This is a genomic window from Herbaspirillum huttiense (genome assembly GCF_047300815.1).
Taxonomy (GTDB): domain Bacteria; phylum Pseudomonadota; class Gammaproteobacteria; order Burkholderiales; family Burkholderiaceae_D; genus Herbaspirillum; species Herbaspirillum huttiense_A.
Window position 1 is genome coordinate 2,144,496 of record NZ_CP178608.1, and the last position, 17,961, is coordinate 2,162,456.

At 63.7% G+C, this 17,961-nt stretch carries 16 protein-coding genes; 13 read left to right on the forward strand and 3 right to left on the reverse strand.

Going from position 1 to position 17,961, the window contains the following annotated elements:
- The first annotated feature begins 133 nt into the window (after positions 1-133).
- The 9 genes from ACLRDN_RS09850 (at position 134) to ACLRDN_RS09890 (ending at position 13,018) form a co-directional block, all read left to right on the forward strand.
- Positions 134-1,156, forward strand: a complete 1,023-nt coding sequence (locus ACLRDN_RS09850) for a cation diffusion facilitator family transporter (protein WP_003821153.1) — start codon at positions 134-136, stop codon at positions 1,154-1,156.
- Positions 1,157-1,199: 43 nt separating this feature from the next.
- A complete protein-coding gene (locus ACLRDN_RS09855; protein WP_003821152.1) occupies positions 1,200-1,577 on the forward strand; it encodes an ArsR/SmtB family transcription factor in 378 nt (125 codons plus the stop codon).
- Between the two features lie 229 nt (positions 1,578-1,806).
- Positions 1,807-2,376 (forward strand): DUF4148 domain-containing protein, encoded by a 570-nt coding sequence (locus tag ACLRDN_RS09860; RefSeq protein WP_034018378.1) that lies wholly within the window; start codon positions 1,807-1,809, stop codon positions 2,374-2,376.
- A gap of 166 nt (positions 2,377-2,542) precedes the next feature.
- Positions 2,543-5,257: a heavy metal translocating P-type ATPase gene (locus ACLRDN_RS09865; protein ID WP_012614060.1), complete on the forward strand. Its 2,715-nt coding sequence runs from the start codon at positions 2,543-2,545 to the stop codon at positions 5,255-5,257.
- A 111-nt stretch (positions 5,258-5,368) separates the two neighbouring features.
- Positions 5,369-6,607 carry an efflux RND transporter periplasmic adaptor subunit gene (locus tag ACLRDN_RS09870; RefSeq protein WP_343478325.1) on the forward strand — a complete coding sequence of 413 codons (1,239 nt, stop codon included), beginning with the start codon at positions 5,369-5,371 and terminating at the stop codon, positions 6,605-6,607.
- Positions 6,604-9,780: an efflux RND transporter permease subunit gene (locus ACLRDN_RS09875; RefSeq protein WP_343478324.1), complete on the forward strand. Its 3,177-nt coding sequence runs from the start codon at positions 6,604-6,606 to the stop codon at positions 9,778-9,780. Before ACLRDN_RS09870 ends, ACLRDN_RS09875 begins: the two co-directional genes overlap by 4 nt.
- Before the next feature lie 20 nt (positions 9,781-9,800).
- On the forward strand, positions 9,801-11,306 hold the full coding sequence (locus ACLRDN_RS09880; RefSeq protein ID WP_003821143.1) for an efflux transporter outer membrane subunit: 1,506 nt from the start codon (positions 9,801-9,803) through the stop codon (positions 11,304-11,306).
- Between the two features lie 49 nt (positions 11,307-11,355).
- Positions 11,356-11,742: a MerR family transcriptional regulator gene (locus ACLRDN_RS09885; protein WP_015912830.1), complete on the forward strand. Its 387-nt coding sequence runs from the start codon at positions 11,356-11,358 to the stop codon at positions 11,740-11,742.
- A 79-nt stretch (positions 11,743-11,821) separates the two neighbouring features.
- Positions 11,822-13,018, forward strand: a complete 1,197-nt coding sequence (locus ACLRDN_RS09890) for an MFS transporter (RefSeq protein ID WP_021204989.1) — start codon at positions 11,822-11,824, stop codon at positions 13,016-13,018.
- 46 nt (positions 13,019-13,064) lie between these two features.
- Here the strand turns inward: ACLRDN_RS09890 and ACLRDN_RS09895 are convergent, their stop codons facing one another.
- Positions 13,065-13,568 carry a ClbS/DfsB family four-helix bundle protein gene (locus ACLRDN_RS09895; RefSeq protein WP_003821138.1) on the reverse strand — a complete coding sequence of 168 codons (504 nt, stop codon included), beginning with the start codon at positions 13,566-13,568 and terminating at the stop codon, positions 13,065-13,067.
- A gap of 181 nt (positions 13,569-13,749) precedes the next feature.
- Positions 13,750-14,292, reverse strand: a complete 543-nt coding sequence (locus ACLRDN_RS09900; RefSeq protein ID WP_015912832.1) for a nuclear transport factor 2 family protein — start codon at positions 14,290-14,292, stop codon at positions 13,750-13,752.
- A 199-nt stretch (positions 14,293-14,491) separates the two neighbouring features.
- Between ACLRDN_RS09900 and ACLRDN_RS09905 the strand changes: the two genes are divergently transcribed.
- On the forward strand, positions 14,492-15,187 hold the full coding sequence (locus ACLRDN_RS09905) for a FadR/GntR family transcriptional regulator (protein WP_003821135.1): 696 nt from the start codon (positions 14,492-14,494) through the stop codon (positions 15,185-15,187).
- A 155-nt stretch (positions 15,188-15,342) separates the two neighbouring features.
- Here the strand turns inward: ACLRDN_RS09905 and ACLRDN_RS09910 are convergent, their stop codons facing one another.
- Positions 15,343-15,753 (reverse strand): hypothetical protein, encoded by a 411-nt coding sequence (locus ACLRDN_RS09910; RefSeq protein WP_012614065.1) that lies wholly within the window; start codon positions 15,751-15,753, stop codon positions 15,343-15,345.
- Positions 15,754-15,933: 180 nt separating this feature from the next.
- On the opposite strand from ACLRDN_RS09910, the gene ACLRDN_RS09915 reads away from it, so the two are divergent.
- The 3 genes from ACLRDN_RS09915 to kdsA all read left to right on the forward strand — a co-directional run bounded on the left by ACLRDN_RS09915 (position 15,934) and on the right by kdsA (position 17,950).
- Positions 15,934-16,635, forward strand: coding sequence for a DUF305 domain-containing protein (locus tag ACLRDN_RS09915; RefSeq protein ID WP_003821133.1), 702 nt, complete (start codon positions 15,934-15,936; stop codon positions 16,633-16,635).
- A 10-nt stretch (positions 16,636-16,645) separates the two neighbouring features.
- Positions 16,646-16,903: a glutaredoxin family protein gene (locus ACLRDN_RS09920; protein ID WP_003821132.1), complete on the forward strand. Its 258-nt coding sequence runs from the start codon at positions 16,646-16,648 to the stop codon at positions 16,901-16,903.
- Positions 16,904-17,104: 201 nt separating this feature from the next.
- A complete protein-coding gene (gene kdsA / locus ACLRDN_RS09925) occupies positions 17,105-17,950 on the forward strand; it encodes a 3-deoxy-8-phosphooctulonate synthase (RefSeq protein ID WP_024082531.1) in 846 nt (281 codons plus the stop codon).
- Positions 17,951-17,961 lie beyond the last annotated feature (11 nt).

Consider the following 17,961-nt stretch of genomic DNA (forward strand, 5'->3'; position numbering starts at 1 on the left):
GCACATTTTCTCGTTGCGGCATCACAACGCATGGCTTCGGAGGCTGAGAAGGGTGAGCGAAAATATATCACATGAACACATATTCATGTGTTATATTTCGCCATAGTCAAACACTCAACCAGCAGAGGCGCCCATGTCCCAATCCAATGCACATGACCATGGTCACGACCATGATCACGACCACACCCCCACAGTGACGAGCGCCAACGAGCGCAAGGTTCTGGTTTCCTTCTTCCTGATCTTCGGCTTCATGCTCGTGGAAGCTGTCGGCGGCGTGCTGTCGGGCTCGCTAGCCCTACTTGCCGATGCTGGCCACATGCTGACCGACGCCGTGGCACTTGCCCTGGCTTACGCTGCCTTCCGATTCGGTCGCCGCGCAGCCGACAGCAAACGCACATTCGGTTACCTGCGCTTCGAGGTCATCGCCGGCTTCCTGAACGCCGTGACCCTGTTCGCGATCGTCGCATGGATCGCCTACGAGGCGTGGGAGCGGCTGCAGGCGCCGCCCGTCATCCTCGCCGGCCCGATGATGATCGTCGCCGTGCTCGGCTTACTGATCAACGTCCTCGTGCTGTGGATCATGACCCGCGGCGAAACCGATCACGTCAATGTGAAAGGTGCCATCCTCCACGTGATGGGTGACCTGCTCGGCTCTGTCGGCGCCATCGTTGCAGCGATCGTCATCTACTTCACCGGCTGGACTCCGATCGACCCCATCCTGTCGGTTCTAGTAGCGGCGTTGATTCTGCGCAGCGCCTGGAAGCTCCTGGCCAAGTCGATCCATATCCTGTTGGAGGGTGCGCCAGAGGACGCTTCGCCGGAAAAGGTGGAACAAGGCCTGATGAGCACTGTGCCCGGCCTGGCGGCTGTCAGCCATGTTCACGTGTGGCAACTCACTTCCGGTCGCACGATGGCCACGCTACACGTTCGACCCAACGTGGACGAGGAGGCGCGAGCTGTGGTCAAGCGCGTCGAGGCGGTGCTGCGAGAGCAGTTCAGCATCGAACACGCCACAGTCGGAATCGACTGGAACTCGGAGGCTGACGAGAACATCTGCAGCCTGCAACCCACGACAGGCCGTCAGGACCACAGCGGCCACGACCACAGTGAGCACAATCATGACCATGACCACTCCGCTCCCGGTCACAAGCATTGAGGCCGTGCTAGACGGTTCGCAGTTCACTTGAGGGTTTGAATCCATGACATCCCGCAAAACCACCAGCGCCGCTATTGTGCAATGTTCGACCTCTAACCACGGCACGACCACTGATGTCCTCGCACTATCGCAAAGTGACGTCGCTGTTCTGGCAGAGACCTTCCGCCTGCTGGGCGACCAATCGCGATTGAAAATCCTGTTGCAGTGCATGCGCGGATCGGTCGCAGTGGGCGACATTGCTGGCTCGCTAGACCTGTCGCAGTCCTTGGTCAGCCATCACCTGCGCCTGTTGCGCGGCGCGCGCCTCGTGCGCGGCGAGCGCCAAGCCAAGCACATCTTCTACGGCATTGCCGACCAGCACGTCAGCCAGGTACTCCAGGACATGGCGGTTCACATTTCGGAGGACAGACACGACGATTGACTGAACATGTGAGTGCGCGCCGGCCTACGCCTTCAAGGGGTAGGCTTTTTTTGGCTATTAATCTAGAGAGACACCGGCGCGCCTTGCTGAATGCCTAGAAGACCCCAAGCAAAAAGCACTCTAAAAATAAACACTTGAACATATCTTCATGTGTGTTATTATTTGTCTACGGGGTATCCGAAAGGCGTAAGGACCACGCCATTATTTTTAACGTCAAGGAGTATTGACCATGTCCAAGAAAATTCGCTTTGCTGTTCTGCTTTCCGCACTTTTTGCTGCTGGAGTAAACGCTCAACCGTTCGCCGCAGATATGACACGGCAACAGGTCCAGGAGGATCTGGCTGCTTGGAGGCAATCTGGGTTGGAAGCGTTGTCTCGCGGCGAAAGCGGCCCGGATACGTTCAGCCCTCAATACCAGGCTGCCTTTCAGCGCTACTTGCAATTGACCCAAGGTGATATGTATCAGGCGCCCTCAGCAGGAAAGACTCGTGCTGAAGTGATGGCTGATTTGGAACTGTGGAAAATCTCCGGCATGCACGCGTTCACCTCGCGCGGAATCACCACCGCTTCGCACACCCAAGCCTACCAACAAGCCTACGAGAGCTATCTCCAGCTCAAGCTGGTTGCGGCTTACAAGGCTCCGGTGGCATTGACTCGTGCTCAAGTAAAGAGTGATTTGGCAGATTGGCAGGTTGCGGGAATGGCTGGATTCTGGGCTGGTGAGCAGACGCCTGATACCTATAGTGATGCCTACCGCACCGCATTTGAAACCTACCAGATGCTGCGCAACAAAAAATGACTTAATGGCAGCTGCATAAAGCAGCGGTCGGATGGTTCAGCCAGAAAGAGATTCTTTCTTTTTTTTGAATAAACATACAAACAAGTGTTCATTTGTTTGCATAACATTCCGATCGCTGATTTGTGCGTCCTGCCACGGCGATTACTCAGAGAACCAGGAGATTGATATGTCTTTGGAAACATTGGACGGCACAGGAGCGCAGGACGAACAACTGGGCTTTCGGGTCGAAGGTATGGATTGCGCCAGTTGCGTCGGCAAGATTGAAACAGCGCTTGGTCGAATTGATGGCGTATCAAATGTACAGGTTAATTTTACAAATGAGACGCTGACGTTGACGCGCAGCACAAGTAGCCGAAATACTGCACGCGACATTGCCAAGAAAATCCGGTCCCTGGGCTTCGACGTGCAGGCACTGCCCGCGTCCGAAATGTCCGCAGCACCTGCACCGTGCCATGCGGCCCACGCGCATGACCACGCCGGCTGCGGCGGCCACCATGACCATGGGCATGCCCACGACCACGGGCACGATCATTCGCACGGCAAAGCGTGCGGTGATGACCATGGGCATGGCCATGCTCACGGCCATGCCCATGCCCATGACCACGGTCACGATCACGGGGCCTGCAGCGGGCATGACCATGCGCCGGCCTCTGCCTCCCGTGGAGCACCCAGCACGCCCCCCAACGTGTCCATGCGCGTCGAGGGCATGGACTGCGCCAGTTGCGTCGGCAAGATCGAAACGGCGCTCGCTCGCATGGATGGCGTGTCCGATGCCCGCATAAACTTCACCGCAGAAACGCTGGAATTGACGCTCGCGTCTGGCGGCCCCACGCAGCTCGGCCACATCGAGAAGACCATCAAGAGCCTGGGCTTCGGCGTCTCCGACGTGCGCCGCCATGATGGCTCAGCACCCGCGGCCCCAGCAGCAGCATCGACGGCGCGCCATCAGCGCTGGTGGCAGACGAAGAAAGGCAAGCACGTGCTGGGCCTGGGCGGCCTGATGGGCTCGGCCTACGCGATCGCGCAGTTCGTTCCTGGCTACGCTGAATGGATCTTCGCCGCTGCGGTGATCGCGGGCGTGCTGCCGTTCGCTCGCAAAGCCTTCGCGCTGGCTGTGTCAGGCTCGCCGTTCTCTATCGAAACGCTGATGGTCGTCGCCTCGCTGGGCGCGCTCGTGATAGGCGAGGCCGAGGAAGCTGCTGCCGTGGTGTTCCTGTTCGCGATCGGCGAGCTGCTGGAAAGCGTGGCCGCCGGCCGCGCGCGCGCCGGCATCAAGGCGCTGGCCTCCCTGGTGCCTAAGACGGCGGTACTGCTCGATGCCGCGGGCGGGCAGCGCGAAGTGCCCGCCGCTTCCCTGCGCGTGAGCGACCGCGTGCTGGTGCGCCCTGGTGACCGGGTGCCTGCGGACGGCAAGATCCTCCGCGGTGAAAGCAGCCTGGACGAGTCGCCTATCACCGGCGAGTCCGTACCGCGTCAAAAGGCTATCGGTGCCGACGTGTTCGCCGGCTCCATCAACGTCGATGGCGTGCTCGAAGTACAAGTCGAGAAGACGGCATCGGACAACACCATTTCTCGCATCATCCAACTGGTGGAGCAGGCGCAGTCCTCCAAGGCGCCCACGGCTCGCTTCATCGAAAAGTTCAGCCGCTACTACACCCCTGCCGTCATGGCCATCGCGGCGTTGATCGTGGTGGTTCCGCCACTTGCCATGGGTGGCGACTGGGGTACCTGGCTGTACCGCGGCCTCGCACTGCTGTTGATTGCCTGCCCATGTGCGCTGGTGCTCTCCACACCGGCGGCCATCGCCTCGGGCCTTGCGGTGGCCACGCGACGGGGCCTGCTGATCAAGGGTGGCAACGCGTTGGAAACCATCGGCCGCGTGCGCGCCATTGCCTTCGACAAGACTGGCACGCTGACCGAGGGCAAGCCGCGCATCACCGAGGTCCTGCCCTTCGGGCTGTTCAAGCATCAACAGGTCCTTGCGCTTGCCGCCGCTGTCGAGTCCGGCTCAAACCATCCCTTGGCGAAGGCCATTGTCGCCCATGCCAAGAGCCTGGACGTGGCGATTCCCCAGGCCACGGGCGCATCGGCCATTGCCGGCAAGGCGGTGCGCGCCACCGTGAACGGCAGTGCGCTCGCTGTCGGATCGCCCGCCCATGCGGAACAGACGGCCACGCTGACAGCCGCGCACCGCAGGGAAATCGACAAGCTGGAGGATGGCGGCAAGACCGTGGTGGTCCTGTTCGACGAAGCCAGCAAGAACGTTCTGGGCCTGCTGGCCCTGCGCGACGAGCCCCGCCGCGACGCGCGCGAAGGCGTGGCCCAGCTCAACGCCATGGGCGTGCGCTCGGTCATGCTGACCGGCGACAACCGCCGCACCGCGCAGGCGATCGCCGGCAAGCTGGGCATCGAGTGGGAGGCCGAGCTGCTGCCGCAGGACAAGCTGCGCTTGGTCAACGAGATGAAGCGTGATGCCAAGGTGGCGATGGTCGGCGACGGCATCAACGACGCGCCGGCCCTGGCGACCGCCGACGTGGGTATCGCCATGGGCGGCGGCACGGACGTGGCGCTGGAAACCGCCGATGCCGCGCTGCTCAAGAGCCGCGTCACGGACGTGGCCCACCTGGTGGCCCTGTCGCGGGCGACGATGGCCAACATTCACCAAAACGTCGTATTCGCCATTGGCCTCAAGGGCTTGTTCCTGGTCACCACCGTGTTGGGTATCACCGGCTTGTGGGTTGCCGTGCTGGCCGACACCGGCGCCACGGCCCTGGTCACGCTGAACGCACTGCGCCTGCTGCGCTTCAAGGGCGCGCCGGAGGCCAACCACGGCGACGACGCCGGGCGTCCCACCACCTTGTCCGTGCCGTCTGCCCGCTGAGGCAACAAGAGGGCTTGACCTTGCCGTCGTTGTAACGCCTAGCCTCCACACAAATGTCTGCAGAGCGCTTCGGAAGGGCCGGAGTCCTGCATCCAAGAAAGGGTCACTTCCATGCGTAAAAAAATCAGAATCATTGTGGTGGCAGGCGTCATCGCAGCCGTCGGGGGGATAGCGATCGCTGCCCGCGACGCCAAGGACGAGGGCAAGGCCGCGGCGCCCCCGGCGGGCGCGCCGATGGCGCCGCAGGTGCCCGTGGCCGAGGTCATCACCCGCACGGTCGCGCCATCGGCCGAGTACACCGGCTTCCTGGCCGCGCCCAAGACCGTCGAGCTGCGCTCGCGGGTCGGCGGCGCCGTCGATGCTGTGAGCGTCCCCGAGGGCAGCCTGGTGCGCAAGGGACAACTGCTGTTCCAGATCGACCCCCGACCGTTCCAGGTCACGCTCGACACGGCTGCGGCGCAACTGCAACAGGCCGAGGTGCTGGCCAGTCAGGCCCAGGCCGACTTCGACCGCGCCGAGCGCCTGGTGGCGACCGGCGCTGTCGCGCGCAAGACCTACGACGATGCCGTCTCCGCGCGCAGTGCGCGCCAGGCCCAGGTGCAAGCGGCCAAGGCCGCCGTCGCTGCGGCGCGGCTGGATCTGTCCTACGCCCGCGTCACGGCGCCCATCGCCGGGCGCGTTGACCGCGTGCTCGTGACCGAGGGCAACCTGGTCAGCGGCGGTGTCGCCGGCGCGGCCACGCTGCTGACCACGATCGTGTCCATCGACCCGCTGCACGTGTACTTCGACATCGACGAAGCCACGTACCTCAACGTCGTGAGCCGCTCGCGGCCCGCTGCGGGCGCCGGCGGCAAGGCCTCGCTGCCCGTGCAGGTCGGGCTGACCACGGACAAGGGTTTCCCGCACAGGGGCGCGCTCGACTTCGTGGGCAACACCATTGACCGAAGCACCGGCACGATCCGCGCGCGCGCCGTTGTGCCCAACCCGGATGGGCGCATGGCACCCGGCATGTTCGCCCGGGCCAAGCTGTCCACCGGCGCGGCGCGCGAGGCCGTCCTGATCGACGATCAGGCCGTGGGCACCGACCAAGGGCGCAACTACGTGCTGGTCGTGGGCGAGAACAACCAGGCCCAGTACCGGCCCATCGAACTGGGGCCGGTGGTGGACGGGCTGCGCGTCATCAACGGCGGCCTGCAGGCCGGTGAGAAGATCATCATCAAGGGCCTCGTGCGCCCCGGCATGGCGGTCACGCCGCGCATGGTGCCCATGCAGCCGCCCGCGGCACCGGCCGCCGGCGCGGACCCCGCCAAGGCTGACGGCGCGGCCGGCTCGGCGGAGGCCCGCAAATGAATTTCCCCCGCTTCTTCATCAACCGGCCCATCTTCGCCATCGTCCTGTCGGTGCTGATGCTGATCGCGGGCGCGATCAGCTACTTCCAGCTGCCGCTGAGCGAATACCCGCAGGTCACGCCTCCCACGGTGCAGGTCACCGCTAGCTATCCCGGTGCCAACCCGCAAGTGATCGCCGATACCGTGGCATCACCGCTGGAGCAGGCGATCAACGGCGTAGAAGGCATGATGTACATGCAGTCTCAGATGTCCACCGACGGGAAAATGGTGCTCACCGTCTCCTTCGAGCAGCATATCAACGCCGACATTGCGCAGATCCAGGTGCAAAACCGGGTCTCGCGGGCGTTGCCGCGCCTACCGCCTGAAGTTCAGCGCATCGGTGTTGTCACCGAGAAAACGTCGCCGGACGTTCTCATGGTGGTGCATTTGCTTTCGCCTGGAGGTCGATATGATCCGCTGTACGTCTCCAACTACGCCACACTTCATGTGAAGGATGAGCTGGCTCGTACGCCAGGCGTCGGCGATGTCCTAGTCTGGGGCGCCGGGGAGTATTCGATGCGGGTCTGGCTCGAACCCGCCAAGGTCGCTGCTCGTGGGCTGATCGCGAGCGACGTGGTTGCCGCCATCCGCGAGCAGAACATACAGGTTGCCGCTGGTTCGGTTGGTCAGCAGCCGGATGCCTCGGCGGCGTTCCAGGTCACGGTCAACACTCTGGGCCGACTGTCGAGCGAGGAGCAATTCGGCGAGATCGTCGTGAAGACGGGCGCCGACGGCCAGGTAACTCGCCTGCGGGATGTCGCCCGCATCTCGATGGGGGCCGATTCCTACTCTTTGCGCAGCCTGCTCAATGGCGAGCCGGCGGTGGGGATACAGATCATCCAGAGCCCGGGCGCGAACGCGCTGGATGTGTCTAGCGCGGTGCGCGCGGCAATGGACCGACTTCAAGCTAAGTTCCCCGACGGCATTGAGTATAGGATCGCCTACGACCCCACGGTCTTCGTGCGCGCCTCGCTCCAGTCCGTCGCCGTCACGCTGCTGGAGGCCATCTTCCTGGTGGTGATCGTGGTGGTGCTGTTCCTGCAATCCTGGCGCGCGTCGATCATCCCGCTGATCGCCGTGCCGGTCTCGCTGGTCGGCACGTTCGCGGTGATGCACATGTTCGGTTTCTCGCTGAACACACTGTCGCTGTTCGGACTGGTGCTGTCCATCGGCATCGTGGTGGATGACGCCATCGTGGTGGTGGAGAACGTGGAGCGCCACATAGCGCTGGGCGAATCACCCAAGGACGCGGCGCGCAAGGCGATGGATGAAGTGACTGGCCCGATCCTGGCCATCACCTCGGTGCTGGCAGCGGTCTTCATCCCCTCGGCGTTCCTGTCGGGGCTGCAGGGCGAGTTCTATCGCCAGTTCGCGCTAACCATCGCGTTCTCGACCATCCTGTCGGCGATCAACTCGCTTACGCTGTCGCCAGCGCTGGCCGCCATCCTGCTCAAGCCGCACCACGGCGCGGCCAAGCCCGATCGTCTCACGCGCATCATCGACGGCGTGTTCGGCGGCTTCTTCCGCCGCTTCAACCGCTTCTTCGACCGCGCCTCGAATTCCTACGTCGGGGGCGTGCGCCGCGCGGTGCGCGGCAGCGCCATCGTGCTGCTGCTCTACGTCGGCTTCCTGGGCCTGACCTGGCTGGGCTTCCACAAGGTGCCTGCGGGCTTCGTGCCGGCCCAGGACAAGTACTACCTCGTGGGCATCGCCCAGCTTCCGACCGGCGCCTCGCTGGATCGCACCGAGGCGGTCGTCAAGGAGATGACCAAGATCGCACTGGCTGAGCCGGGCGTCGAGAGCGTGGTGGCCTTCCCGGGCCTGTCGGTCAATGGACCGGTGAACCAGCCGAACACCGCGCTGATGTTCGCCATGCTCAAGCCCTTCGATGAGCGCAAGGACCCGTCGCTGTCGGCCTTCGCCATCCAGGGCAAGCTCATGGGCAAGTTCAGCCAGATCCCGGACGGCTTCGTCGGCATCTTCCCGCCGCCGCCGGTGCCGGGCCTGGGTTCGATGGGCGGCTTTAAGCTGCAGATCGAGGACCGGGCGGGCCTGGGTCCCGAGGCGCTTGCACAAGCACAGGGCCAGATCATGGGCAAGGCCATGCAGGCGCCCGAGCTGGCGAACATGCTCGCCAGCTTCCAGACCAATGCGCCGCAGTTGCAGGTGGACATCGACCGGGTGAAGGCCAAGTCGCAGGGCGTATCGCTGACCGAGGTGTTCGACACCCTGCAGGTCAACCTTGGCTCGCTCTACGTCAACGACTTCAACCGCTTCGGTCGCACCTACCGGGTCATGGCCCAGGCCGATGCGCAGTTCCGCATGCAGGCTGAGGACATAGGCATGCTCAAGGTGCGCAATGCAGCGGGCGACATGATCCCGCTGAGCGCGATCGCGACCATCGAGCGCAGTTCCGGCCCCGACCGGGTGATGCATTACAACGGCTTTCCCTCGGCCGACATCAGCGGCGGGCCAGCGCCGGGCTACTCGTCCGGCCAGGCCACCGCCGCGATTGAGAAGATCGTGAGCGAATCGCTGCCGGACGGTATGACCTACGAATGGACGGACCTGACTTTCCAGGAAAAACGGGTTGGCAACACGGCGATCTACATCTTCGCGCTGGCGGTGCTGCTCGCCTTCCTGTTCCTGGCGGCCCAGTACAACAGTTGGTCGCTGCCGTTCGCTGTGCTGCTGATTGCACCCATGGCGCTGCTCTCGGCGATCGCCGGCGTCTGGCTCTCTGGGGGCGACAACAACATCTTCACGCAGATCGGTTTCGTGGTGCTGGTCGGCCTGGCTGCCAAGAACGCGATCCTGATCGTGGAGTTCGCCCGCGCGAAGGAAAGCGAAGGGGCCGATCCGCTGGCAGCCGTGCTCGAAGCCGCGCGCTTGCGGCTGCGCCCGATCTTGATGACGTCGTTCGCCTTCATCGCTGGCGTGGTGCCGCTGGTGCTGGCCAGCGGTGCGGGCGCCGAGATGCGCCACGCCATGGGCATCGCGGTGTTCGCCGGCATGCTGGGCGTGACGGTATTCGGCCTGGTGCTGACGCCGGTGTTCTACGTTGTGGTGCGCAAGCTGGCGCTGCGCCGCGAAGCGCGCCATGCCCGTGGCGGCATGACCGACCAGCACGCATGACGGCCAGGAGGACATACGACATGAAAACATCTTTCGCATTCACACGACCCGCCAGGACGCTGGCGCCGCTCGCCCTCGCGGCGGCGCTGGCTGGCTGCTCCATGGCACCGAAGTATGACCGGCCCGCAGCGCCGATCGACACGGCCTATCCCTCGGGCGCGGCCTATGTGGAACTGGCGGCCGCGACGCCCGACGACGCGATCACGGCCGAGATCGGTTGGCGGGACTTCTTCCGCGACCCGCTGCTGCAGCAGTTGATCGGCATTTCGCTGGAGAACAACCGCGACATGCACAAAGCCGCGCTCAACGTGGAGGCGGCTCAGGCGCTGTACCGTATCCAGCGTGCCGAGATGCTGCCGAACCTGGGCGTTTCCGCCCGCGGCGCGTCAGAGCGCGTACCGGCCGACCTCAGTACCACGGGGCAAAGCGACGTGCTCCGGCGCTACGACGTGGCCGGGGTGACGGCCGCCTGGGAGCTGGACCTGTGGGGCCGCATCCGCAGCCTCAACGACCGGGCGCTGGCGTCCTACCTGGCCCTCGACGAGACCCGCATCGCCACGCAGATGAGCCTGGTGTCCGAGGTGGCCAGCGCCTACCTCACGCTGCGCGCCGACCAGGAACTGCTGCGCCTGACGAGCGACACCCTCGCCACACAGAAGCGCTCCTATGACCTGACCACCCAACTGGTGGAAGCGGGAAATTCCACGCAGCTCGACCTGCGCCGCGCGGAGATCGCGCTGCGCACCGCCGAGGCCAACCGCGCCGCCTACACGCGGCAGGCGGCCAAGGACCGCAACGCGCTGGTGCTGCTGCTGGGCCAGCCGCTGACGCCGGAGCTGTCCCGGCAGCTTGACGAGGCCGTGGCGCTGCCGGACGACATCGTGCCGACCGACCTGCCGAGCGGCCTGCCGTCCGAACTGCTCGCGCGTCGGCCGGACATCCGCGCCGCCGAGCAGATGCTGATCGGCGCCAACGCCAACATCGGCGCGGCGCGGGCCGCGTTCTTCCCGACGATTAGCCTCACGGGCTCGGCGGGCACGGCCAGCGCTTCGCTGGACGGCCTGTTCGATTCGGGCTCGCGGGCCTGGAGCTTCCTGCCGCAGATCACGCTGCCCATCTTCCGCGGCGGCGCGTTGCGAGCCAATCTGGACGTGGCACAGGTACAAAAGAGGATCGAAATCGCCAACTACGAGAAGTCTATCCAGGCGGCCTTTGCTGAGGTGGCTGACGGCTTGGCGGGCAAGCGCACGCTTGATGAGCAGATCCGCTCGGAGCAGCTCCTGGTAGCGGCTAGCCAGAAAGCCTACCAACTAGCCGAGCAACGCTTCCAGGAAGGCGTGGACGACAACCTCACCTTGCTCGATGCGCAACGCACACAGTACGGTGCGCAGCAGACCCTGGTGCGCACGCGCCTGACGCGGCTGAACAACCTCATCCACCTCTACAAGGCGCTGGGTGGCGGCTGGACTGAGCACACGGTGCAATCGGGCGCCACCGGGCAACCATCCGCCCGGTCGCCGGGATAAGGGCTATGCGCAACGGCGGCGTTCCCCATCGTTGCGCACGGAGAACCGGATGAGGATCGGTGAACTTGCGCGCTTGACGGGCACCCCCCCGGAGAACATTCGGTTCTACGAGCGGGAGGGCCTGTTGCAAGCCCCGGAGCGGTCACGCAACAACTATCGGCGCTATGGCCCGGCCCATGTCGAACGGCTTCACCTGATTCGCAACTACCGTGCCTCGGGAATCGGCCTGGATGACGTGCGCCGCCTACTGGGTTGGGCACATGAGGGGTTCCTGGAACCTGAGCTGCTAAGGCAGGCTGTCCAAGGCCATCTCGCCTGTGTTGAGGAACGCATGGAGCAACTGATCCAGGTGAAAGAGCACCTGCTCGCATTGGCCCTGCACGGTGCTGCTTCCGCCGGGGCTTCCGAGGATGGACCGGCTCGCGATGGTTCGTGAGCATCGCATGTCCATATAACTGAATATATATTCATGCGTGTAATATTTCCGGCCAGACAAACGAATAAGAAAGACGCCCATGACCGACCAGAGCATCACGCGCCGAAACATCGGCGTTCTCACCGCCGCGCAGGCGCTCGGCGGCGCCAGCGCGCCCATCGTGATGTCGCTGGGTGGGCTGGTCGGCCAGCAGCTTGCCAAGAATTCGGCCTGGATCACCTTGCCCGTGAGTCTGTTCGGCCTGGGTCTTGCCATCGGCACCTTGCCTGCCGCCTTCATCATGCGGCACCATGGCCGCCGCAACGGATACGTGGTGGGGGTCGGCTTCGGCGTGGCCTCGGGCCTGATCGCCGCGTTGGGCATCATGCTGGCCTCGTTCTGGATCTTCTGCGCCGGCACCTTCCTGGCGGGCTTCTACGGCGCGTATGTGCAGAGCTACCGCTTCGCAGCCGCCGACACCGCCGAGGACGCGCTTAAGGCCAAGGCCATTTCCTGGGTCATGGTGGGCGGTCTCGCGGGCGCCATCATCGGGCCGCAGTTGGTGATCTTCACGCGCGATGCGGTAGCGGGCACGCCCTACGTTGGCAGCTTCCTCAGCCAGGCGCTGCTGCCGCTGATCGCCTTGCCGATCCTGCTGATGCTGCGCACGCCGAGCCAGACCCAGGCCGAAGCAGTCGCCGATAGCGGTCGGACGGTGCTGCAGCTCTTGGCGATGCCGCGCTATCTGCTGGCCGTGGCTGCGGGCGTGGTGTCCTATGGGGTGATGGCGTTCGTGATGACGGCCGCGCCGGTGGCGATGGTCAACCACGGGCATTCGGTGGACAACGCCGCCCTAGGAATACAGTGGCACCTGCTGGCGATGTTCGGGCCGAGCTTCTTCACCGGGCGACTGATGGTGCGCTACGGCAAGGAGCGCGTGACCGCCGTCGGCATGGTGCTGCTCGCCGCCTCCGGGGTGGTGGCCCTGGGCGGGCTCGGCCTGTCCCACTTCTGGGGCTCGCTGGCGCTGCTGGGCATCGGCTGGAACTTCAGCTTCATCGGCGCGACGGCGATGGTCACCGATTGCCACACCCCGGCCGAGCGCAGCAAGGCGCAGGGCATGAACGATTTCTTCGTCTTCGCCGCCACGGCGGCCGTGTCGTTCCTCGCGGGATCGATCCTGCACAGCTCGGGCTGGCAGGCGGTCAACTGGATGATCTTCCCGGCCCTGGCGCTGATCCTGGTGCCGCTGCTGTGGCAGGCCGCGCGAAAGCCGGCGCTGCCAGCTCCGGTCTGATCGGAGCGGTGCAAGAGGCGCTCCGCGCAGTGGGTCGCCTCGGCCGCTACAGCACCTGCTTCCACTGGCGCAGCCTCGACAGCGCGTCGTCGTAGGCGGTGGAGGTGAAGAACTGGATCTTGCGCCCGAGGGTCTTCATCGGGCTCAACGCGGGATCGAAAAGCGAGGCGTTCGAATGGTGCGCCACGCAGTCGAGCACCCGGTCCTGTCCCTCCGTGAGCATGGCTTCCAGCTCGCGAAGGTCTCTGCCCGCGAAACGGCGCTGGAAGCCGGCAGAAAGACGCTCGGCCCGCTGCGCCATCGCACTCGGCGAGTAAAAGGACGCCGAAGGTCCAGGCGTCCGATCATGCGCGAACTGCAGGATCATCGTGTTCCAGACGATGACGTCCACCAGGACCATCGCAGCGTTGGTATGCAGGCGCGGCTCCTGCCAGATCATGGCCGTGTGCCGGTAGTGGCTGGCGGGAATGGTGGCAGCTTCTACCCCGAGCTTTCGGTGGCTGGCGCGAACCTTGTCAAGGAGTTCCTGCTTCGTGGTTGGTAGTTTCATTCGGGATTTCTATTTCATCGAGACAAGGCTCGATAACCGGCGTGTCAGATATTCATCAAGTCACCAGCGCAATTACCTTGGATTGAGGAAAAGCGCTTGCCTCACCGCTGCGCTGGCGGCGCCGAGGGCTTGTGCATGATGAAGCGGGACATGTCGGTGATTTCCTGTTTGCGGATTTACGTTACTGCTGAAGCTGCTTCTGCATGGTGTTGTGGTTGTAGTAGTCGCTGGCATAGACAATCTTTCCGTTCGAAACACGGAAGAAGCTCGCGCCGAAATAACTGATGGTCGAACTGGAGGGCGACGTCCCGCCATTGCTGTTCTTGGTGGCGGTGAATTCCCACTCGATCGCCACACCATCGCCGGAGGCAACCGGCTGCGAACGGATTTTCATTTTTCGGTCGGGCAGGATTTTCATCAGAAACTGCGAGACTTCGGTAATGGCTTGAGGCCCAGTGCGGGACGCTTCATTGCTGGTATTGAAATAGACGACGTTGGAATCGAGCACTTTTTCCATCGCGTCGGTTCGCCCGCCATTCCAGGCGTCAAGGTATTGCCGGACCACCTTCACGTTCTCTGGCTCATCTGCCGCCTGCGACGTGACGCTATAGGCGAGTGAAGCCAGCCCGAGGAATATCGCTCCCAAAGCCTGCACCGGACGGCAGCGCAAGCCGTCTGAAGAACGAAGGGGCCTGAATGACAGGGCGTGCTGCATGTTGTTCATGGTCGAAATACTCCAAAAGGTGTTGAAAAAAATCCCGCTCGCACGGGCGTGGTGGAAAATCGCATGTCGCGCGCAACGAAGCACAGGCCGTCGGCAATTGCTCTTTTGTCAAATACATAGAATCATCCTATGTATAAGGCCTGAGTTGCTACAATCGAGGTCCGATGGGCTCCCGTCTCTACGTCATTTGAGAACCGCGATGAATAACCGCTTCACACTCCCACAGGCGCCGCGGCGTTCGCTCGTCGATTCGACGATTGAGCTGATCCGCGGCCAGATCGAGGGAGGCGCCTGGAAGGTCGGCGAGCGCATCCCCAGGGAGCAGGAACTGGCCGAGATGCTGGAGGTTGGCCGCAACACGGTGCGGGAAGCCATTCGCGTGCTCTCGCACGGCCAGGTCCTGGAAGTCCGCCAGGGTGATGGCACCTACGTGCGAACCAATATCGATCCGGCCGAGGTCATGCGCCGTGTCGGGCGTTCCGGCTTGCGAGAGCACTTCGCGTTGCGCTGCATGCTGGAAACCGAGGCGGCCAGGTTGGCCGCGGTGCATCGGTCCAAGGCGGACGTTGGGCTGCTGCGCCGACTGTTGAAGGCCCGCGGCGAGCAGGAGCAACACGCATCGAGCGCGGCCTTTGCCGAGGCCGATACGGCTTTCCACTGCGCGATCGCCGGGATGTGCGGCAACGGCGCGCTGGCTGAGCTGTACCGCTACTTCGCGAACTCGGTCCGCATGAACACGCTGACTGCGCTGAAGGACAAGGAACTGCCCGAGCCGGGTCTCGCGACCCATGAGGCGATCGTGGATGCTATCGAGCGCCAGGATGGAGAAGCAGCTGCGGCGGCTGTGCGGAACGTGGTCGCTCCGCTGATTGCGGCACTTGAGAAATCGGGTTGATCCGAGCGCGACTCCCGCGCTGGCAATGCCGCTTTCCATCGAGCAGCCGGTCGCCGGCCCCGTTGATCGGAACGCGGGTTGTTTCCCGGAGAGCACGCGGTAGCCGGTCCTCATGGATAGGCCCTTGGTGCGCTACAGCGACCGGACGGTGCTGTTCATATCGAATCTTCGACGCGACCACCCGCCAGGACATACCGGGCCAGCGCCTCGGCATCGGCGTGGGTGGCCCGGGTGGACTGCGGTGTACCGAAAGCCTGGACGAGCTTTGGCAGCATGGCCTCCAACTGGGCTCGCTTATCCGAATCCGGTTCGACGTGGATGAGCGCGAGCAATGTGCCGCCAAGCGTCTCCTTGTGAGTCTTCAGCCAGACGCCGCGCTGAGCGCGATCGTCGAGAGTCTCTTCTGGCCCTCCCGCGACGTAGATAAGCACGAAGGGCTTTCCGCAGGCGACGAGTTCATCCATTTCCGCGCACCAGGCGCTGCTGTATCCGTTGTAGATGCTTGCGCCGTCGAAGCGGACGATGGGGAAATCGCTGGTGTCGTGAACTTTCGGTTGCTGGGACATGATCCTGGACTCTCGCTATTAACGTCCTAACATCCTACCTTTGTTGAGAATTACTTGCAACTGAAATGGGCATGGGCACACCGCCGTGCAGCGCCAAGTGACGGGCGAAATAAGGGCTTGACCTTCCAACAATGGGAGGCCCTACAGTGAACCCATCAACCTCATTCAAGGAGTTTTTTCATGAAGGTCAACAAGTTCAGCCTCTTGTTCATTGCGGGCGCCGTCGTGGTCGCCGCCGGCCTGATGGCCGTCCAGAAGAAGGTGGTCGTCCCGTCGGGTGAAGCGATGCAGGCCAGTGCGGGCGGAGGTCACCAAGGGCACGCGATGCCCTCCAGCGCCTCGGCCAATGACAGTCCTTCCACGACCGCGTATCGCGCCGTGAACGACCAGATGCACGCCGGGATGGGAGCGCAGTTCACTGGCAACGCCGACGTCGATTTCATGCGTGGCATGATCCCGCACCACCAGGGCGCGATCGACATGGCCAAGGTGGCGCTGCAGTACGGCAAGGACCCGGAGGTTCACAAGCTGGCCCAGGAGGTCATCACCGTGCAGGAAGGCGAGATCGCCATGATGAACAAGTGGCTGGGCGACAACGGCCAGCAGGCGGCGGCCGGCAGCTCGGGCGATGCCTCGACGGCCGCCTACCGTGCCGGCAACGACCGCATGCATGCGGACATGATGATCGACTTCAGCGGCGACGCCGATGTGGACTTCATGCGCGGCATGATCCCGCACCACCAGGGTGCGATCGACATGGCCAAGGTGGCGCTGCAGTACGGCAAGAACCCGGAGGTCCGCAAGTTGGCTCAGGAGGTCATCTCCGCGCAGGAAGGCGAGATCGCCATGATGAAGAGTTGGCTTGTCGCTCGGGGCAAGTGAAGGCACGACCATGAACCAAGCCAACACCCCGCGCATCCTCATCTATAGCACTCCAACTTGCCCGGACTGCCGGGCACTAAAGGAGTGGTTGTCCCAGCAGGGCATCGCGTTTGAAGAGCGCGACCTGACCGACCCGAAGATTTCCGCGGAGGCCAAGTCACGAACCGGCGTGCGCGTGGCCCCGATCACGATCGTCGGCGACGAGGTCTTCTATGGCACCTTCGCGAGCCAGAAGCCGAGGCTGATGAAGGCGCTCGGTCTTCAGTGAGCCGCTGAAGGAAGACCGTGGTCACGGGCGGAGTCGCCGGTGCGGACCCCGGTCGGACCCTGTAAGCGCTGTTGTGGACGCGTCTGCACGCAAAGCTCAAGACCGTGAGGCATTCTTCGCCGACGACGCTCGGCGCTTTCGCCTGCGGTCGTTGACATCACGAGAGGAATTTTTATGCGATCGACATCATCAGCCACCTCCCTGCACGTCGCCATTTCCGAGGGCATCACAGTCGCCAACGACCTGCCGTTCGTGCTGTTCGGCGGCATCAACGTCATCGAGGATCTCGATACGACCCTGGCTGCGGCTGAGCACTTCGCGGAGGTGACGCGCAAGCTGGGGATACCCTTCGTTTTCAAGGCGTCGTTCGACAAGGCCAATCGCTCGTCGATCCATTCTTTCCGAGGTGTCGGCCTGGAGGAAGGGCTGCGGGTCCTCGATGCGGTCAAGTCGCGGTTCGGATGCCCAGTCTTGACCGACGTGCATGAGGTTGAGCAGGCCATGCAGGTCGCTGCCGTTGCCGACGTACTGCAAGTTCCGGCCTTCCTGGCCCGGCAGACCGATCTGGTGGCCGCCATTGCCCGCACCGGTCGGGTAGTGAATGTCAAGAAGCCGCAGTTCCTCAGCCCGGGCCAGATCAGGCATGTCGTCCACAAACTGCACGAGGCTGGCAACCCGCGCGTCCTGCTGTGCGAGCGTGGCACGCAGTTCGGCTACGACAATCTCGTCGTGGACATGTTGGGCTTCCGCGAAATGAGCGTTGCCAGCAGTGGCCTGCCACTGGTGTTCGACGTAACCCATAGCCTGCAGCGGCGAGAAGCGGATGCGTTGGCTTCGGGTGGGCGTCGCCAACAGTTGCCCGAACTCGCGCGGGCCGGCATGGCGGTCGGCATTGGCGGTTTGTTCCTCGAAGCACACGCCGACCCGGCGCATGCACGTTGTGACGGACCCAGCGCTCTGCCACTGGACACGCTCGAACCGCTGCTGCGGCAGGTCAAGGCGGTGGACCAACTCGTCAAGTCGTTCGAGCCTCTTCGGATCGACTGAAGCTTGCCACC